The 19,583-nt window shown below is 66.7% G+C and carries 12 protein-coding genes and 1 riboswitch; of the genes, 6 read left to right on the top strand and 6 right to left on the bottom strand.

The window, feature by feature from the left end:
* The 5 genes from AC06E7_RS03235 to ilvC form a co-directional block, all read right to left on the bottom strand.
* Positions 1-1,554 carry a 2-isopropylmalate synthase gene (locus tag AC06E7_RS03235; protein ID WP_478062968.1) on the bottom strand — a complete coding sequence of 518 codons (1,554 nt, stop codon included), beginning with the start codon at positions 1,552-1,554 and terminating at the stop codon, positions 1-3.
* Positions 1,551-2,648 carry a threonine dehydratase gene (locus AC06E7_RS03230; RefSeq protein WP_478062966.1) on the bottom strand — a complete coding sequence of 366 codons (1,098 nt, stop codon included), beginning with the start codon at positions 2,646-2,648 and terminating at the stop codon, positions 1,551-1,553. The genes AC06E7_RS03235 and AC06E7_RS03230 overlap by 4 nt, the downstream gene beginning before the upstream one ends.
* Positions 2,649-2,753: 105 nt before the next feature.
* Positions 2,754-3,014, bottom strand: coding sequence for an ACT domain-containing protein (locus tag AC06E7_RS03225; protein ID WP_068853936.1), 261 nt, complete (start codon positions 3,012-3,014; stop codon positions 2,754-2,756).
* On the bottom strand, positions 2,998-4,734 hold the full coding sequence (gene ilvG / locus AC06E7_RS03220; protein ID WP_478062965.1) for an acetolactate synthase 2 catalytic subunit: 1,737 nt from the start codon (positions 4,732-4,734) through the stop codon (positions 2,998-3,000). The genes AC06E7_RS03225 and ilvG overlap by 17 nt, the downstream gene beginning before the upstream one ends.
* 38 nt (positions 4,735-4,772) lie before the next feature.
* On the bottom strand, positions 4,773-5,747 hold the full coding sequence (gene ilvC / locus AC06E7_RS03215) for a ketol-acid reductoisomerase (protein ID WP_093533610.1): 975 nt from the start codon (positions 5,745-5,747) through the stop codon (positions 4,773-4,775).
* 507 nt (positions 5,748-6,254) lie between these two features.
* On the opposite strand from ilvC, the gene ggt reads away from it, so the two are divergent.
* Positions 6,255-7,973 carry a gamma-glutamyltransferase gene (gene ggt, locus AC06E7_RS03210; RefSeq protein WP_478062964.1) on the top strand — a complete coding sequence of 573 codons (1,719 nt, stop codon included), beginning with the start codon at positions 6,255-6,257 and terminating at the stop codon, positions 7,971-7,973.
* A gap of 547 nt (positions 7,974-8,520) precedes the next feature.
* On the opposite strand, the gene AC06E7_RS03205 is transcribed toward ggt, so the two are convergent.
* Positions 8,521-10,092 carry a BCCT family transporter gene (locus tag AC06E7_RS03205; protein ID WP_478062962.1) on the bottom strand — a complete coding sequence of 524 codons (1,572 nt, stop codon included), beginning with the start codon at positions 10,090-10,092 and terminating at the stop codon, positions 8,521-8,523.
* 68 nt (positions 10,093-10,160) lie between these two features.
* A riboswitch (TPP riboswitch) is annotated at positions 10,161-10,262 on the top strand.
* Between the two features lie 113 nt (positions 10,263-10,375).
* On the opposite strand from AC06E7_RS03205, the gene thiC reads away from it, so the two are divergent.
* The 5 genes from thiC to AC06E7_RS03180 all read left to right on the top strand — a co-directional run bounded on the left by thiC (position 10,376) and on the right by AC06E7_RS03180 (position 19,454).
* A complete protein-coding gene (thiC, locus tag AC06E7_RS03200; RefSeq protein WP_478062961.1) occupies positions 10,376-12,145 on the top strand; it encodes a phosphomethylpyrimidine synthase ThiC in 1,770 nt (589 codons plus the stop codon).
* 114 nt (positions 12,146-12,259) lie between these two features.
* Complete coding sequence (locus AC06E7_RS03195) at positions 12,260-12,937, top strand: ion channel (protein WP_068853930.1); 678 nt, start codon at positions 12,260-12,262, stop codon at positions 12,935-12,937.
* A gap of 293 nt (positions 12,938-13,230) precedes the next feature.
* Complete coding sequence (locus AC06E7_RS03190) at positions 13,231-15,537, top strand: winged helix-turn-helix domain-containing protein (RefSeq protein ID WP_478062960.1); 2,307 nt, start codon at positions 13,231-13,233, stop codon at positions 15,535-15,537.
* Positions 15,538-15,660: 123 nt separating this feature from the next.
* The gene (locus tag AC06E7_RS03185; protein WP_093533616.1) at positions 15,661-16,542 is read left to right on the top strand and encodes a helix-turn-helix transcriptional regulator; all 882 of its coding nucleotides are present in this window, start codon (positions 15,661-15,663) and stop codon (positions 16,540-16,542) included.
* Positions 16,543-16,610: 68 nt separating this feature from the next.
* The gene (locus AC06E7_RS03180) at positions 16,611-19,454 is read left to right on the top strand and encodes a TonB-dependent receptor plug domain-containing protein (RefSeq protein WP_093533617.1); all 2,844 of its coding nucleotides are present in this window, start codon (positions 16,611-16,613) and stop codon (positions 19,452-19,454) included.
* The last annotated feature ends 129 nt before the right edge of the window (positions 19,455-19,583 follow it).

Here is a 19,583-nt window from a genome sequence, read left to right as displayed (position 1 = left end):
TCAGGCGGCGGCGGTGGCCGCGGGGTGTTCGGCGCTGGCCTGGCGCTGGCGCAGCAGGCGGTTGGCCACGTCCAGCCAGGCCAGCGCCGAGGCTTCGATGATGTCGCGGCTGGTGCCGGTGCCTTCGTACTCCACGCCGTCGTGGCGCACGCTCAGGTTGGCTTCGCCGCGCGCGTCGGCACCGATGCCCACGCTGTGCACGTGGTAGCTGTCCAGCATCAGCTGCACGCCGGTGGCGGCGGCCAGCGCGCCAAACAGCGCGTCCACCGGGCCATCACCCTGCGCGGTTTCGGCCACGCGGTTGCCGTCCGGATCGGACAGTTCGACCAGCGCGTTGGCGCGGCTGCCCACGTCGCTGATGGTCATCGAGGCCAGGCGGTAGCCGTTCTGGGTGGAGCTGCCCTGCATCAACACCTGCAGGTCAGCGTCGGTGACCACGCGCTGCTGCTCGCACAGGGTCTTGAACTGCTCGAACACCAGTTTCAGCTCTTCCTCCTCCAGCCAGAAGCCCAGGGCACGCAGGCGCGCTTCCACCGCCGCGCGGCCGCTGTGGCGGCCCAGCACCATCTGCGAGTTCTCCCAGCCCACGTCTTCCGGGCGCATGATTTCGTAGGTGCCGCGGTGGCGCAGCATGCCGTGCTGGTGGATGCCCGATTCGTGCGCGAACGCATTGGCGCCCACGATTGCCTTGTTCCGCTGCACCGGCATGCCGACTAGGCGCTGCAGCAGCTGCGAGGTGGACACGATGCGCGGGGTGTTGATGCGGGTGTCTTCCTCGTAGAAGGCGTTGCGTACCTTCAGCACCATGGCCAGCTCTTCCAGCGAGCAGTTGCCGGCGCGCTCGCCGATACCGTTGATGGTGCACTCCACCTGGCGGGCGCCGCCTTCGATGGCCGCCAGCGAGTTGGCCACGGCCAGGCCCAGGTCGTTGTGGCAGTGCGTGCTGAAGATGATGCGGTCGCTGTCGGGCACCCCGGCGATGACGCGCTGGAACATGCCGCGGATCTCTTCGGGGGTGGTGAAGCCCACCGTGTCAGGCAGGTTGATGGTGGTGGCGCCGGCGGCGACGGCCACGCGGGCCACTTCGATCAGGAAGTCTTCCTCGGTACGGGTGGCATCTTCGGCCGAGAACTCCACATCGTCGATGTAGCTGCGCGCCAGGCTCACGTGCTTGTGCACCGATTCCAGCACCTGTTCGCGGCTCATGCGCAGCTTGTGCTCGCGGTGCAGCGGGCTGGTGGACAGGAACACGTGCAGGCGCGCATTGGCGGCTGCGTCCAGAGCCTTGGCCGAGGTTTCGATGTCGGCCGCCAGGCAGCGCGACAGCACGGCCAGGGTCGGGCGGCGCACTTCGCGTCCGATCATCGCCATCGCATCGCGGTCGGACTGCGAGCTGGCCGGGAAGCCGGTTTCGATGACGTCCACGCCCAGCTCGTCGAGCGCGCGTGCCATTACCAGCTTCTGCTGCGGGCTCATGCTGCAGCCGGGCGATTGCTCGCCGTCACGCAGGGTGGTGTCGAAAATTCGAATTCGGGGGGAGGTGGGCGTGGTCACCAGGAGGTCTCCTCGACGGCAAGGTCGGATGGCAAGGCAGGGGAAGGAAGGAAGATGGAATTCGGGGGAGGCGCGAGCACGGTCGGTAGTGGCGGCCGTGTTCGCTCGCTGGCGCGGCGGCGCGGTTTGCGCGGCGGACGCGGGCGGATGTCGGACAGCAGCTGGGCCAGCACCATGGCGTCGATGTTGCCGCCGGAGACCACCGCGCACTTGCGCTTGCCGGCCACGCGACGGCCGGCGGCCAGCGCCAGCGCACCGGCGCCTTCGGCGATGATGTGTTCTTCCAGCGCCAGCCGGACCAGGGTTTCGCGCAGTTCGGCTTCGCGCACGATCACCACGTCGTCCAGCAGTGCACTGCACAGGCGGCGGGTCAGGGTGCCGGGGATCTTCACTTTCACGCCGTCGGCCAGGGTGGCCACCGGTGCGATCTCGCGCGTGTCGCCGCGGATCGCGCGGGCCATCGAATCCACACCCTCGACCTGCGCGCCGACGATGCGCACGCCCTGCGACTTCAGCGCCAGCGCCACGCCGGACGCCAGCCCGCCACCGCCGATCGGCACGATCACCACGTCCGGCGCATGCGCGGCCAGTTCGATGCCCAGCGTGCCCTGGCCGGCGATCACGTCCGGATCGTCGAAGGCGGACAGGAAGCGGTAGCCGTGCTGGTCGGCCAGGGCGCGTGCGAAGGCATACGCCTCGTCGTAGCTGTTGCCGTGCTGGCGTACGGTGGCGCCCCAGTGGGCGACCCCGGCGATCTTGGTGGCGGGGGCGCCGTGCGGCATCACCGTAATGGCCGGGATATCCAGCCGGTAGGCCGACCATGCCACGCCCTGGGCGTGGTTGCCGGCCGAGGCGCAGATCACCGGGCGGTCATCGCCGCGCTCGCGCCCGGCCAGCAGCGCGTTCAATGCGCCGCGCACCTTGTACGAGCCGGTGCGCTGCAGGTTTTCCAGTTTCAGCCAGGTGCCGAACCGCTCCGCATAATGCAGCGGCGTGGGCGGCAGGAACCGGCGCAGCCGCGCCTGCGCGGCCAGCACGTCGGCGACGCTTACATCGCCTACTTCCGATTCCTGCGGGGCACGGCTAGCCGGCATGACCACTCCGCAGATCGCACGCGGGATGACGGACGCGGTCGTGCGTGGCCGACGGGCCTTGAAGAAGACCCCTCCGTACCGGCACCGGAACCACGGCGCGGGCGTTCATACGGTGACTCCAGTACCCGGCTCCAGCGCGCTGATCCGCACCGAAACACAGTCATAGATCTTCTCGATCTGGCGGCACAGCGTCTCCGGCGGACGGGTGCTGTCTACCACCAGCTGCAGGTGCCAGCGGCCATCGTCGGCCGCATTGGGCGCACCCACGATCGCGCGCGGCGCGAAGCCACGGCGTTCGGCCATGCCGATCACGCGCAGCAGCGCGCCTTCGGCGGGAACCAGCACCAGGTCAAGCCGGTATTGCATGGGGGAACTCCTGGGGCTGATGGGCAGGATTGCTTTCCAGCATCGTGCTGTTGGCGTTGTTGGGCGGCACCAGCGGCCATACGTTGGCCCGCGCATCAATGGCCACGTGCAGCAGCGCCGGGCCGGGTTCGGCCAGCAGCGCGGTCAGGCCGCCTTCGACGTCGTCGCGGTTTTCAATGCGGGTGGCCGGAATGCCGAACACCCTGGCCAGCGCGGCGAAGTCCGGGTTGTCGGACAGGTCGATCTCGCTGTAGCGCTCGGCGAAGAACAGCTCCTGCCACTGGCGGACCATGCCCAGCGAGCTGTTGTCCAGCAGCACGATCTTCACCGGCAGGCGGCAGCGGGCGATGGTGGCCAGCTCCTGCACGTTCATCATGAAGCTGCCATCGCCGGAGACCAGCACCACGGTGCGGTCGGGGCAGGCGAACTGCGCGCCCATCGCGGCCGGCAGGCCGAAGCCCATGGTGCCCAGCGCACCGCTGGTCAGGTGGTTGCGCGGGTGGTTGAAGCGACAATGCTGGGCCACCCACATCTGGTGCTGGCCGACATCGCAGGCAATGATCGCGTCGGCCGGGGCCACTTCGCTCAGGCGCTTCAGCAGCGCCGGGGCATAGATGTGTGCGCCCGGTGCGTCGTAGCGTGCGGCGAAGCGCTCGCGGTGCCCGGCGCAGCGTTTGCGCCACGCCTCCTGCGATGCGGCTGCGCGCGGCAGGGCTGCGGTCAGCGCGCGCAGTGCGGTGCCGACGTTGCCCGGCACCGCCACATCGGCGGTACGCAGCTTGGAGATCTCATACGCATCGGCATCGATATGGATGACGCGGGCGAACGGCGCAAACTCGTTCAACTTGCCGGTGGCGCGGTCGTCGAAGCGCGCGCCGACCACCACCAGCAGGTCGCTCTCCTGCACGGCCATGTTGGCCGCGCGGGTGCCGTGCATGCCCAGCATGCCCAGATAATGCGGATGCTGCGCCGGCAGCCCACCCAGGCCGCGCAGGGTCAGCACGGTGGGAATGGCGGTGGCGTCGACGAAGGCACGGAAGTCCTCCACCGCATCGCCCAGTGCCACGCCGCCGCCGGCGTAGATCACCGGCTTCTCGGCGGCCTGGATCGCGGCGATGGCATCGGCCAGTGCGGCGTCGGCCGGGGCCACCGGCGGGTTGACCGTTTCCGGCACGTGCGCGGGCAGGTGGCTGGCGTCGGCGATCTGTACATCCTTGGGCAGGTCGATCAGCACCGGGCCGGGGCGGCCTTCGCGCGCAATGCGGAACGCCTCACGGACGATCCGCGGCAGGTCGTCGACCGAGCGCACCAGCCAGCTGTGCTTGACGATCGGCAGGGTCAGCCCGAACACGTCCAGTTCCTGGAACGCGTCGGTGCCCAGCAGCGGGGTGGCGACCTGGCCGGTGATGCAGACCATCGGCACCGAATCCAGCATGGCATCGGCGATGCCGGTGACCAGGTTGGAGGCGCCCGGGCCGGAGGTGGCCACGCAGACGCCAACGCGGCCGCTGGCGCGGGCATAGCCGTTGGCGGCCAGCGCCGCGCCCTGTTCGTGGCGCACCAGGATGTGCTTCAGCCCTGAATCCACCAGGGCGTCGTAGAAGGGCATGATGGTGCCGCCCGGATAGCCGAACAGCGTATCGACGCCCTCGGCTTCCAGGGCCTGCGTCAACCAGCGTGCGCCGTTGCGGGGCGCGGTGCTGTGTGCGGAGGTGTTCATGCGGTGACCTTTGCGAAAGCGGTGGGGGAGCCGCGCGGTTACGCGGCTTGACTTTGCAACCAGACCATCTTGGCGCGCAGTTCCTTGCCTACCTTCTCGATCGGGTGTTCCAGGTCGGCCTGCTTGAACTTGTTGTAGTTCGGCAGGCCCGCTTCGTATTCGGCCACCCAGTTCTTGGTGAAGGTGCCGTCCTGGATGTCGGCCAGCACCGCCTTCATGCGCTCCTTTGTGCCGGCGTCGATCACCCGCGGGCCGCTCACGTAATCGCCGTACTGCGCGGTTTCGGAGATGAATTCCAGCATGCGGGTGATGCCGCCTTCGTAGAACAGGTCCACGATCAGCTTCAGTTCGTGCAGGACTTCGTAGTAGGCGATTTCCGGCTGGTAGCCGGCTTCCACCAGCGTTTCAAAACCGGCCTGGACCAGTGCCGAGGCGCCGCCACACAACACGGCCTGTTCGCCGAACAGGTCGGTTTCGGTTTCTTCCTTGAAGGTGGTCTGGATCAGGTTGGCGCGTGCGCCGCCCAGGCCGGCGGCATAGGCCAGCGCGTACTCGGCGGCCTTGCCGCTGCGGTCCTGGTAGACCGCCCAGATGCACGGCACGCCACGGCCGATTTCGTATTCGCGGCGGACCAGCGCGCCCGGGCCCTTCGGTGCAACCAGCACCACGTCCAGGTCATCGCGCGGGGCGATCATGTTGAAGTGCACGTTCAGGCCGTGGGCGAACAGCAGCACCGCGCCCTGTTTCATGTTCGGCGCCAGCACGTCTTCGTAGAGCTTCTTCTGCACCATGTCCGGGGTCAGCACCGCGACCAGGTCCGCATCCTTCACCGCCTCGGCCGGTGCCTTGACGGTGAAGCCGTCGGCCTGTGCCTTGACCTCGGTCGGGCCGCCCGGACGCAGGCCGATGACCACGTCGAAGCCGGATTCACGCAGGTTCAGTGCGTGGGCGCGGCCCTGGCTGCCGTAGCCGACAACAGCGATCTTGATCTGGGGCAGGTCGTTGGTGCTCATGGGGGAGGTCCTTTGGAGGAAGAAATCGGAGGGTTCTGAAACGAAAAAACCCGCACCAGGGTGGGTGCGGGTTTTGATGGATACCTGGCAGTTCTACTTACACGCCGGTCCGTCCCGCACCTGTTGGTTGGGTAATAAGTACGAGGACAAGAAGCGAACGGATGGAGGCCGCGCCGGGACCGGCGTGCTCGATGGATTCGCGAATGGGCGTGTGGCGCTGCAACATGTGATCGAGAAAACCACAGCGGTTTTGCCGCTGTCAACCGTGTCTCGACAATTTCCAACGGTTTCGGCTGTATCCAGCGCAAACCCCCGCCGTATAAGGATGGTTGCGCGTGAAAGCGTTCCGGTGAACCCCAATTCAAGTATTGAAGCCCGGTTTCTGCGCGGATAGGGCTGTCGTGGATGACCCCGCCGATGCGGCCGTGCATGACCATTGTCGGATGTGCGCAGGCGGCTCCAGCCGCCACCATCGAGCGCTTGCCACCCCTCCAGGAAACCCTCTCCGTGACCCGACCTCTTGCCCGTGCCGTCTTGGCCGCCGCGCTGCTGTGCGCCCTGCCGATGCTGTCTTCTGCCGCCGACCGGGTCACCGGGCACGGCTTTGCCACCCGCTCGGAAGTGATCGCCCCGCATGCGATGGCGGCGACCTCGCAGCCGCTGGCCACCCAGATCGCGCTGGATGTGATGAAGGGCGGTGGCTCGGCGGTGGATGCGGCGATCGCCGCCAATGCCGCGCTGGGGCTGATGGAGCCCACCGGCAACGGGGTGGGCGGGGACCTGTTCGCGATCGTGTGGGATCCGAAAACGCAGAAGCTCTACGGCTACAACGGCTCGGGCCGTTCGCCGAAGTCGCTGACCCTGGCCGAGTTCCAGCGCCGGGGGCTGAAGGACATCCCGGCCACCGGCCCGCTGCCGGTGTCGGTGCCGGGCGCGGTGGATGGCTGGTTCGCGCTGCACGACCGCTTCGGCCGCAAGCCGATGGCCGACAACCTCGCGCCGGCGATCCGCTACGCGCGCGAGGGCCATCCGGTGGCGGAAGTGATCGCCTACTACTGGGACCGCTCGGTGCCCAGGTTGTCGCAGTACCCGGGCTTCAAGGAGCAGTTCACGATCAACGGGCACGCGCCGCGCAAGGGTGAGCTGTGGAAGAACCCGAACCTGGCCAACACGCTGGAGCAGATCGCCCAGGGCGGCCGCGATGCGTTCTACAAGGGCGACATCGCGCGCACGATCGGCACGTACTTCAAGGCCAACGGCGGTTACCTGAGCTACGACGACATGGCCAGCCACCACGGCGAGTGGGTGGAGCCGGTGAGCAGCAACTACCGGGGCTATGACGTGTGGGAGCTGCCGCCGAACAGCCAGGGCATTGCGGCGCTGCAGATCCTGAACGTGTTGGAGGGGTATGACTTCTCGAAGATTCCGTTCGGGTCGCCGGAGCATGTGCACCTGTTCGTGGAGGCCAAGAAGCTGGCGTTCGCGGACCGTGCGCGCTTCTACACCGATCCGGCGTTCCAGCCGGCGCCGGTGGCCAAGCTGGTGTCGAAGGAATACGCGGCTGAGCGGCGCAAGCTGATTTCGATGGACAAGGCGCTGCGCGAGGTGCAGCCGGGCACGCCGAAGCAGCTGGAAGAAGGCGACACGATCTACATGACGGTGGCCGATGCGGACGGGATGATGGTGTCGCTGATCCAGTCCAACTACCGCGGCATGGGCAGCGGCATGGCGCCGCCGGGGCTGGGCTTCATCCTGCAGGATCGCGGCGAGATGTTCGTGCTGCGCAAGGACCATCCGAATGGCTATGCGCCGGGCAAGCGGCCGTTCCAGACCATCATTCCGGGCTTCGTGACCAAGGACGGCAAGCCCTGGATGAGCTTCGGCGTGATGGGCGGTGCGATGCAGCCGCAGGGCCACGCGCAGATCGTGATGAACCTGGTGGACTTCGGCATGAACCTGCAGGAAGCCGGCGATGCGCCGCGCATCCAGCATGAAGGGTCGACCGAACCGACCGGGCAGGCCACGGCGATGAGCGACGGTGGCGAGGTGAACCTGGAAACGGGCTACCCGTATGAAACGGTGCGCGCGCTGATGCGCAAGGGTCACCGCGTGACCTTCGCCGACGGTCCGTACGGCGGGTACCAGGCGATCATGCGCGACCCGGAAACCGGTGTGTATTACGGCGCTTCGGAAAGCCGCAAGGATGGGCAGGCGGCGGGGTACTGAACCGTCCTGTATCGCCGGGCTCGGCCCGGCTGCTTCTGAACGGTTCCGTAGAGCCGGGCTCTGCCCGGGTGCTCCATGCATCTGGGCGAACAGCCGGTTGTTCCCGCTTGGCCTGAGCAGGGCCGGCGGGTGCGGGTTTGCGGGACACGCCGTGAATCCGTCCATGGAGGCTTGTCAAAAACATCCATGTTTTTGACAGTCCCGCAAACCCGCCCCCGCCGACCTTCGACGATGTGTTGGTGGCCACGGGAAGATCAACGGCGGCTTCGATCATTCTCATGCGTTACCGGACGGTGGTGCGTTCCGTGCGTTCGTTCGGGAACCGAACCTACCAGCGACACCTCGTAGAGCCACGCCCTGCGTGGCTGCCTTTTCCATCCGCACGCGGCCATCTGTCGGGGGCGGCCGGCGGGTAGCCACCGGAGGGACTGTCAAAAACATGGATGTTTTTGCCAAGCCCCCATGGATGGGTTTACGGCGTGTCCCGGAGCGTGGCTATCCGACGGCCGCCCCCTGCCAGTAAGAACTGAAACGCCGCTCTTACGCGCTAACCATCCGCCCGCGACGCCTCATCGCGCGTCTCTTCCTGCGCGGCGATCTCGCGCTCGATCCAGGCATCCATCATCCGCCGCGCGCGCAACGCGCGCCGGCGCTGCAGCGCGTATTCCATGTCGAGCACGCGGTACAGCGACCACATCACCGCCAGCATCAGCAGGGCGAAGGGCAGGGCGGCGATGGTGATCATGCCCTGCAGCGCATCCAGGCCGCCGGCCAGCAACAGCACGGCGGCGATCAGGGCGATCGCCACGCCCCAGGTGATTCGCCGGGACAGCGGTGGGTCGCCGGCTTCGTCGGTGGACATGCTGGCCAGTACCAGCACGGCCGAGTCGGCCGAGGTGACGAAGAAGATCATCAGCAGCACCAGCGCGATCACGGAGAGCACGGTGGGCATCGGCAGGCTGTCGAACATGGTGAACAGCACGGTTTCGTAGCCGGTGCCAAGTGCCCGCACCAGGTCGACATGGCCGAAGATCTGCGACCACAGCGCGGTGCCGCCGAACACCGAGAACCAGAGGAAGCCGAGCACGCTGGGCGCGATCACCACGCCGAGCACGAATTCGCGGATGCTGCGCCCGCGCGAGACGCGGGCGATGAACGAACCGACGAACGGCGCCCAGGCGATCCACCACGCCCAGTAGAAGATCGTCCAGTCGGCCACCCAGGTGCTGCCCGAGAACGGCGACATGCGCAGGCTCATGGTCACCAGCTGGTTGAGGTAGGAGCCAATGGTGGTGGTGAAGGTATCGAAGATGAAGGCGGTGGGGCCCAGCACCAGGACCAGCGCCAGCAGCACGGCGGCCAGGCCGAGGTTGAAGTTGGAGAGCCACTTGATGCCACGGTGCACACCACTGGCGGTGGAGGCCATGTACAGCACGAAGGCAACGGCGATGATGGTCAGCTGCAGCGGCGCGCCGGCGTGCAGGCCGAACACGCGCTCGATTCCTGCGGCGATCTGGATGGTGCCAAAGCCCAGCGTGGTGGCCACGCCGATCGCCGTGGCCACCACCGCCGCGACGTTCACCACGGTGCCGATCCAACCGCGGTGGTGCGCGCCGATCAGCGGCTGCAGCAGGTCGCTGATCAATCCACGGCCGTTGCGGTTGAACTGGAACCAGGCCATCGCCAGGCCGATCAGCGCGTAGATCGCCCACGGGTGCAGGCCCCAGTGGAAGAACGCGTAGCGCATCGAGGCGCGCGCCGCTTCCATGCTCTGTGGGGGCAGCCCTTCGGGTGGGGTGACGAAGTGCGAGACCGGCTCGGCCGCGCCCCAGAACACCAGGCCGATGCCCATGCCGGCGGCAAACAGCATCGACATCCAGCTGGCGTTGGAGAAATCCGGTTCGGCGTCTTCGCCGCCGATCCGCAGCGAACCCAGCCGCCCGAAGGCGAGGTAGAGCAGGAACGAAAGGGTGATGAACACCACCAGCAGGTACAGCCAGCCGGCACTGCGGATGATGTGCACCAGCCCGCCGCGCACGATCTCGTTGAACGGGTCGGGTGCCACGCCAGCGGCCAGCACCAGCAGCACCACCAGGGCGATGGAGAGTCGAAAGACCATGCGCGGCAGTCTAGCCAAGGCGGCATGACATGGCTGTTCACACTTCCGGCGCAGGTGTGGTCTAATCCGCCCCGAAGCGGGGGTACCGCGGCCATGTGGCCACGGTTGAGACAGTCCCTTCGAACCTGATCCGGTTGATACCGGCGTAGGGAAGCTTCGCAACAGCCGATGCACCGCGCCGCCCAGCCCCCGCCTGGAAACCGCGCGCCGTGCGCCTGCCGTGCGCCGCCGCTTCGTCCCTCGCCGTGCGAACCCTCGCACCGACAACCCAGGACGATGCCCGATGAACGCACACCCTTCCGCCCTTCAGCAACAGGCCCAGCAGCTGTCTGAATCGGTCACCCGACCCATTCCCGGCTCACGCAAGATCTACGTGCCCGGCTCGCGCAGCGACCTGCAGGTGCCGATGCGCGAGATCGCGCTGAGTGGCGGCAACGCCCCGCTGACCGTGTACGACACCTCCGGCCCGTATACCGATCCTGATGCCCGCATCGACCTGTCCACCGGCCTGCCGGCGTTGCGCGCGGGCTGGGTCGCCGAGCGCGGCGACACCGAGCTGCTGGGCCGGCCCAGCTCGGCGTTCGGGCGGTCGCGCGCAACCGATGCGCGGCTGGACGCGGTGCGCTTTTCGTCGCGGCTGCAACCGCGACGCGCCGTGGCCGGCGCCAACGTCACCCAGATGCACTACGCCCGGCGCGGCATCATCACTCCGGAAATGGAGTTCGTGGCGATCCGCGAAAACCAGCGCATCGAGGCGATCCGCGAGCAGGCGCTGCTGATGCAGCACCCTGGGCAGTCGTTCGGTGCCTCCATCCCCGCCTCGATCACCCCGGCGTTCGTGCGCGAGGAAATCGCGCGCGGGCGGGCGGTGCTGCCCAACAACATCAACCACCCCGAAAGCGAGCCCATGATCATCGGCCGCAACTTCCTGACCAAGATCAATGCCAACATCGGCAACAGCGCGGTGTCGTCCGGCATCGCCGAGGAAGTGGAAAAGCTGGTGTGGGCGATCCGCTGGGGCGGTGACACGGTCATGGACCTGTCCACCGGCAAGCACATCCATGAAACCCGCGAATGGATCCTGCGCAACTCGCCGGTGGCGATCGGTACGGTGCCGATCTACCAGGCGTTGGAGAAGGTCGATGGCCGCGCCGAGGACCTGAGCTGGGAGATCTTCCGCGACACCCTCATCGAGCAGGCCGAGCAGGGCGTGGACTACTTCACCATCCATGCCGGCGTGCTGCTGCGCCACGTGCCGCTCACCGCCAATCGGGTCACCGGCATCGTCTCGCGCGGCGGCTCGATCATGGCCAAGTGGTGCCTGGCCCATCAGCGCGAGAACTTCCTCTACACGCACTTCGAGGACATCTGCGAGATCATGAAGGCCTACGACGTGACCTTCTCGCTGGGCGACGGCCTGCGCCCCGGCTGCATTGCCGATGCCAACGATGCGGCGCAGTTCGGCGAGCTGGAAGCGCTGGGCGAGCTGACGAAGATTGCCTGGAAGCACGATGTGCAGACCATGATCGAAGGCCCCGGCCATGTGCCGATGCAGCTGATCAAGGAGAACATGGACAAGCAGCTGCGCGAATGCGGCGAGGCGCCGTTCTACACGCTGGGGCCGCTCACCACTGATATCGCGCCGGGATACGACCACATCACCAGCGCGATCGGCGCGGCGATGATCGGCTGGTATGGCACCGCCATGCTCTGCTACGTCACGCCCAAGGAGCACCTGGGCCTGCCCAACCGGCAGGACGTGCGCGACGGCATCATGGCCTATCGCATCGCTGCCCACGCCGCCGACCTGGCCAAGGGCCACCCGGGCGCGCAGGTGCGCGACAACGCGCTGAGCAAGGCGCGCTTCGAGTTCCGCTGGGAAGACCAGTTCCACCTGGGCCTGGATCCGGACAAGGCGCGCGAGTTCCATGACGAAACCCTGCCCAAGGACGCCCACAAGGACGCCCATTTCTGCTCGATGTGCGGCCCCCATTTCTGTTCGATGAAGATCACCCAGGACGTGCGCGACTACGCAGCGGGCCAAGCGGGGTAGGTCACGACCGTTGGTCGTGACCCGCCAGGACGGGCGGCCAAGGCGGACCGTCATGCCGCCTCAGCGCGGCAGCCGTTAAGCTTCGGCCACCGACACAGGGGCAGGGACACCACGATGGCCATAGCGCGCACCACCCGATGGCTGGCCATCGCCCGCCGGCACCCCTCGGCCTGGTTGCTGGGGGTGCAGCTGCTGGGCGTGCTGCTGTACCCGGCCATGGACGAATCCGGGGCCGGCCGCGCGCTGTTCGGCGCCTTCGGCATCGCGGTGCTCGGCCTGGCGCTGTGGGTGGTGCGGCGCAGCCCGCTGGGCATGTGGGTGGCCCTGCTGCTGGCCATTCCCTCGGTGGTGTTCTCCCTCTCGGGGGCGCTGCTGGGGCGGCCGGCGCTGGTCACCACCGCCCAGCTGCTGGAATGTCTGCTGTACTTCTATACGGCGGGCAGCCTGATCGCCTACATGCTGCAGGACCACAAGGTGACCCGCGACGAGCTGTTCGCCGCGGGCGCCACCTTCACGCTGCTGGCCTGGGCATTCGCCTTCGCCTTCGCGGTCTGCCAGCAGTGGTTCCCAGGCAGTTTCGTGGCCACCAGCGAGAGCGAACTGCGCACTTGGATGGAGCTGCTTTATCTCAGCTTCAGTTTGTTGTCCGGGGTCGGCCTGAGCGACGTGGTGCCGGTGCATCCACAAGCACGCGCGCTGGTGATGCTGGAGCAGTTCGCAGGCGTGATGTACGTAGCGTTGGTGGTGTCGCGACTGGTCGGATTGACCATGATCCGCAACGCGCGAAACTGAATCGTCGATAAAAAATTACTGAATCGATGCTAAAAAGTTGCTGAATCGCAGATAAAAAATTCGCGCCCGAAGGCGCGAATGTTGACGCAGTTTATGTGGATTCGTCGGCGAGAGAGGCCTGATGTCCTCTGCGCGCACAGGCGCAGTTAACCGGCATAGGCTAGTATTCGCGCGCTTCAGTGTCTTTGCCCTTTGCACTGATGACGTGTGCGGAATCTGGCGGTTCGTTCGATCTGTGGTTGATTCGATGAATGCTGCGTTCCTGTTGTTCAGTGGTATTACGTAGCGCCGGAATGATCAGCCTGGATAGTGAGACACCCGCTGCCGACCGACTGAGGATCGGCGATTGCACCATCACGCTGTCGTCGCGTGAGGTGGTGGTGGAGGGCGCGCGTCGTCCGCGCCGGCTCACGCCCAAGGCACTGGGTGTGCTCAAGGTACTCATGCGCGTGCCCGGTGCGGTGGTGACTCGCGATGAACTGTTCGCCGAGGTCTGGCCGGACACGCTGCCTACCAATGATGTACTGACCCAGGCCATCACCCAGCTGCGCAAGGCGTTCTCGCGCGACGATGACGCGGGCACTGCCTATATTGAAACCATCGCCAAGACTGGTTACCGGCTGCTGCAACCTGTGTCGGTCGTGGTGGAGCCCGGCCCGGAGGTGGATGCCGCGCCCAATGAAGACGAACGCGATGCGCTGGCCGCTGTGTTCGCCGCGGCAACCCCGGCGCCGCGCCCGCGCAGCCGCTGGCGGCGCAACCGGCGCTATGTGTTCCTGGCCATTGGCCTGGGGATGTTCATCGCCCTGCTGGTGATGGCTGCACTGCTGCTGCAACGCCCGCCCCGCGGGCCTGAAGGCAGTGGCGTGCTGGAAGACGGCAGCCGCGTGGTCGGCAGTCCGCAGCGCCCCTATCGTTTGATCACCGCCACGGCCGGTTTCGAAACCTACCCGACCGTCTCGCCGGATGGCTCGCAGGTGGCCTACGAGGCCGATGATGCGGCCCGCGGCGGCAGCGCGATCAAGGTGCAGACCTCCGGCAACGCACCGGCGCGCCTGCTGACCGACACGCCTGCGGGCCATTCGGACCGCTTCCCGAACTGGTCGCCGAACGGCCGCGACATCGCGTTTGCGCGGTTTGGCCCGGAGGGCAGCTGCGAAGTGCTGATCGCCAGCGCAACCGGCGGTGCGATCCGCCACGTCACGCGCTGCGACGGCACCGAGCTGCTCAGCTTCGACTGGACGCCCAACGGGCGCAGCCTGGTGTTCGGCTCGCTGTCCGGCCGCCATGCCCATCGCGGCATCCGCGTGCTGGACATCGCCAGTGGGGCCTGGACTCCGGTCGACTACCCGCTCGCAGACGACAGCTTCGACTACGCCCCGCGCTTCTCGCCGGATGGGCGCTGGATCGTGTTCGTGCGCAACCCGCAGATCGGCGATCTGTGGCGGCTGCCCGCCACTGGTGGCGTGCCCGAACAGCTCACCAACGATTCGGCCGAGATCCGTGGCTGGGCGTGGCGGGGCGACAGCCGCCACATCGTGTTCGGGCGCCGCGTGGACAGCGAGGCCCGCCTGTACGAACTGGATACTGAAACGCGCACGCTGCGTGATGTGGGGCTGGACGATGCGCAGTCGCCGGCGTTGTCGCGCAACAACAACATGCTGGCCTTCGTCCACCGCAAGGCACAGTTCGGCCTGTTCCGCGTGCCGGTGAAGGACGGCCGCCCAGGTACGCCCGAACGGCTGTTCCCCTCCAATGGCCGCGATGCCCAGCCGATGCTGGCACCCGATGGCCGGCAGCTGGTGTTCACCTCCGATCGTTCCGGCAACTACGGCCTGTGGTGGGCCGACCTGTCGCGCCCTGAATCGCTGCGGCCGGTGGAAGGCCTGCGCCCGGAAACCCGGCAGTCCGCTGATTGGTCGCCTGACAGCACCCATCTGCTGGTATCGGGCCGTGATGCCCAGGCGCGGCCGGTGATCTACGAGGTTTCACCGCGCGACGAACAGATCGTGGCGCTGCCGGTGCCGGTGGCGCAGCCGCTGCAGGCCTTGTACGCGGGTGACAACGACCACGTGCTGGTCGTGGAGCGCGACGAGGACGAGCGCATGCGCCTGTCGCTGTTCGACCGGCGCGCCACGCCGTGGAAACTGCTGGGCCATGTCGATGGGGTGTCCCAGGCGCGGCTGGATGCGGCCCACCAGCGCGTGCTGTTCACCCGGTTGGCGGCGGGCGGGCTGTGGTCGGTCGACCTGCGCCTGGATCCGGCCAGCATCCAGCAGGTCAGCGAGGACCGGCCCTCGCGTTGGCGCTACCGCACCTGGGCCGTGGCCCGCGATGGCAGCCTGGATTACCTCTCCAGTCGGGCCGATTGTTCGACCGTGTTTGCACGGATCAACAGCCCGTCGCAGGGGGCGGAGTACTGCCTCGACCGTGACCGGCTCAGCGCCGGCAACGGCTTCAGCGCGCAGCCCGATGGCAGCGCCCTGTATCTGGCCCTGGCGGTCGCCGACGGCGCCGACATCGGGGTGATGACGCTGCCCGAACCGCCCCGCCCGGTGTTCTCGTCGGTGCCCAACCTGTTGTTCTGGAAGGGAAAGTAGTCGTCGTACTTCTTTCGTAACGGCGTCGTGACGAATTCGCATCAATCTCGTCGAAACGTCCTGACGCAGACCGCCTGACTTGGCAAAACGGTTGCCCCGTAACGGCAAACCCCGGTGTACGTCATGCGTCAGCTTTCCCTCGCCGATCGCGGCCAATCGCTCTCCCTGGACAAGATCGTCGATGACGGTCCGCTGCCCACCTGCCTGGGCGTGGCCCGGCTGGGCAGCCTGCAGACGGCTGGCACCACCTTCACCGTGTGGATGCAGCTGCGTGGCAGCGCGTGGGTGGAATCCAAGGAAGGCCGCTTCCGCCTGCGCCAGCGCGAGTGGATCGCGTTCGAGAAGGAATCCAAGCCGATGATCCAGGCCGGCCGCGATGGCCTGTGCATCGGCCTGAGCCTGGCCCCGGAAGCCCTGCGCGCGCTGGGTGAACTGGCCGACTGCAGCCTGTACGCCGGCCGCGGCAGCATGAGCCGAGGTGAAGTGCGGGTGGCGCTGCGGCTGTGGCGCGATGCGCTGGCCAGTGGCCAGCCCGCGCAGGCCCTGCGCCCGGTGCTGCTGCACCTGGCCTCGATGCAGCGTGGCATGGCCACCGGCGTGCAGCGCTGCCCGGGCCGCTCGCGCATCCGCAAACGCCAGGTGTTCGGCCGCATGCAGCGCGCGCGCCTGTACCTGGAAGGCAACAGCCACCGGGTGGTGCGCATCGGTGAACTGGCCGAGCTGACCAACTTCTCCAGCTGGTATCTGTCCAAGACGTTCCAGAGCCTGTACGAAGAGAGTCCGCAGTCGCTGTCGGCGCGCCTGCGCCTGGAGCGCGCCGCGGACCTGCTGCGCGACACCGACATGATGATCGGCGAAGTGGCCGCCGCCAGCGGCTTCGACAACTGCTGCAGCTTCGCGCGTGCGTTCCGCGCCCGTTATGGCCAGTCGGCATCGGGCTTCCGGCAGACCGGCGGATCGCTTTCGCCAAAGTCGGCAAAGAGTCCGGTGGCATCGCGCAAATAATTAACGGTAACGCAATCGTAACTTTCCGAGGCGGTTTAACACGCTACTAACGTACCTTGGAGAGATTGATGAATTTTCGTACTCCCGCAGTGCGGCTGGGTCTTCTGCCGGCCGGCATTGCGCTGGCGCTCGTGCCGAGCTTCGCTTCGGCACAGGAAGCAGCCTCCGGCACCACTGACCTGGATCGCATCTCGGTCACCGGCTCGCGTATTCGCGGCGCCAACATGGAGACCCAGCAGCCGATCCTGACGATGACCCGTGAAACCCTGGAAAAGCAGGGCTTCTCGAACGTCGCAGACGTGCTGAACAACCTGACCTCGGCCGGCTCGCCGGCCATCTCGCGTTCGGATTCCCTGTCCTCGGGCGAGAACGTGGGCGGTTACTACGTCGACATCCGCAACCTGGGCGCCCAGCGCACCCTGGTGCTGATGAACGGCAAGCGCCTCGGCGCCACCACCGGTGGCTACCAGGATCTGAGCCAGATCCCGATGTCGGCCGTTGAGCGCATTGAAGTCCTGAAGGACGGCGCCTCCTCGATCTACGGTTCCGACGCCATTGCCGGCGTGGTCAACGTGATCACCCGCAAGAACTTCGACGGCGGTGAAGTCAACGTCTACTTCGGTCAGTACGACCAGGGCGACGGCGAGAACCAGCAGTACTCGATGACCCTGGGTGCTACCGGCGAACGCGGCAGCCTGACCCTGTCGGCCGAATACTCCAAGCAGGATCCGGTGTGGGCCAAGGACCGTTGGTACAGCCGTGATGGCGGCCGTGGTCCGAACTCGGTGGCCGCCGATGGCAGCCCGATCAGCCAGTACGGCAGCTGGTGCAACCCGCTGCAGGTCAACTGCGCCGATTCCAAGACCGCCGTGTGGCAGACCCTGAACCAGGGTGGCAACCCGAACAACCCGAACGACTACCACACGCTCACTGCCGAGGAGTACGCCAACTCCAACGAGCAGATGAGCCTGCTGACCGGTATCGAGCGCAAGTCGCTGTACGTCAACGGCACCTACGACTTCACCGACACCATCAGCCTGAACACCGATGTGCTCTACAACGAGCGCAACACGTTCCAGCAGATCGCCGGCTACCCGTACCAGTCGTCCTCGTTCGGCACCCCGCTGACCGCTGAAAGCGCCTTCAACCCGGTTGGCCAGAACGTCGACTTCCGTCGCCGCCTGTGGGAAGTGCCGCGCACCACCGACAGCCAGCTGAAGACCCTGCGCTTCGCCCCGACCGTCAGCGGCTACTTCGAGCTGGCCGGCAAGTCCTTCGATTGGGACGTCGGCGCGCTGTGGAACCGCAACGAGTCGATCAAGACCCAGCGCGGCGACATGAGCCTGATCGCTTCCGAACAGGCCCTGGGTGCGTCCTTCATCAACGCGCAGGGCGTGGCACAGTGCGGTACCGCTGCCAACCCGATCGCACTGGGCGACTGCCGTCCGTGGAACCCGCTGCTGCCGTACGGCGTTGCAGGCCAGGGTTCGCTGGCGGATCCGGAGCTGCAGGACTTCCTGTTCCCGACCTACACCACCCGTGGCGTGACCAAGACCACCAGCTTCACCGCCAACCTGTCGGGTTCCATCGTGACCCTGCCGGCCGGTGACCTCGGCTTCGCCGTGGGCGTGGAGCACCGCAAGGAAGAAGGCAGCTACGTGCCGGACGCCTTCGCACAGTCGGGCATGTCCACCGGCCTGGGCCAGAAGCCGACCCAGGGTGAGTACGATCTGAACGAGGTCTACCTCGAACTGAACGTGCCGATCCTGGCCGACATGGCGTTCGCCAAGGAACTGACCCTGAACCTTGCGAGCCGTTATTCGGACTACAGCAACTTCGGTGGCACCACCAACAGCAAGTTCGGCCTGACCTGGCGTCCGATCGACGAGCTGCTGGTCCGCGGCACCTACGCCGAGGGCTTCCGCGCTCCGACCATCGCCGACCTGTACGGCGGTCTGAGCTCGAGCTTCGAGCGTTACACCGATCCGTGCGCCGTTGGCGTGTCGGGCAGCGTGGCCGGCAATGCCGCCTGCCTTGCTGGTGGCGCTCCGGCCGACTACGTGCAGCTGGGCCAGGGCAACGTCCCGTGCTCGACCACGCCGTGCCAGTCGGGTGACCAGTTCATCTCGGGTGCCAACCCGAACCTGGCGCCGGAAACCTCCAAGAGCAAGACCGTCGGTCTGGTCTGGAGCCCGCGTTGGGTGCAGGGCCTGGACGTCTCGCTGGATTGGTACCGCTACGAAATCAGCAACATGATCATCGACGACTCCGTCGATCGCATCCTGCGTGATTGCTACGTGCTGGGTGATTCCAGCCGTTGCGGCAGCGTGACCCGTGCGGCCGATGGCCACATCAGCGCGATCACCTACGGCACCGCCAACCTCGGCAAGATGGACACCGAAGGTTACGACCTGGGCATCAAGTACCGCCTGCCGGAGCTGGCCATCGGTCAGTTCGCCATTGACTGGCAGACCAGCTACCTGTCCAAGTACGACGAAGCCGCACAGAACGCCGCTGGCGACGACATCATGATCGGCCGCGTCGGTCAGGATGCGCTGTTCCGCGTACGCTCGAACCTGGGCGTCAACTGGTCGCTGGGCAGCTTCGGTGTGAACTACACCGCGCGCTACTACTCGGGCCTCAACGAGCCGTGCATCGCGATCGGCTGCACCGATCCGGACCGCATCGCTTACGGCGAGACCGCTCCGCTGCGCAAGACCGGCTCCAACACCTTCCACGACCTGCAGGTCAGCTGGAAGGCACCGTGGGATGCCACCATCGCCCTGGGCGCGAACAACGTGTTCGACCACAAGGGTCCGCTGATGTACTCGCAGCAGAACTCGAGCTTCGCCTACTACGGCGGTTTCGATATCGGCCGCTTCCTGTACATGAAGTACACCCAGAAGTTCTGATCCATCGAACCGCTGGTGCAATAAAAAGAGGGCGGCCCGCAAGGGCCGCCCTTTTTCTTGATCACGACCCACGGTCGTGATCTACCGTTTGCATGGCGCAAAAAAATGGCGTGCCGAGGCACGCCATCA

It is taken from the genome of Stenotrophomonas sp. Steno-Z4, from assembly GCF_056393145.1.
This window is presented reverse-complemented; position numbering and strand designations above follow the sequence as displayed.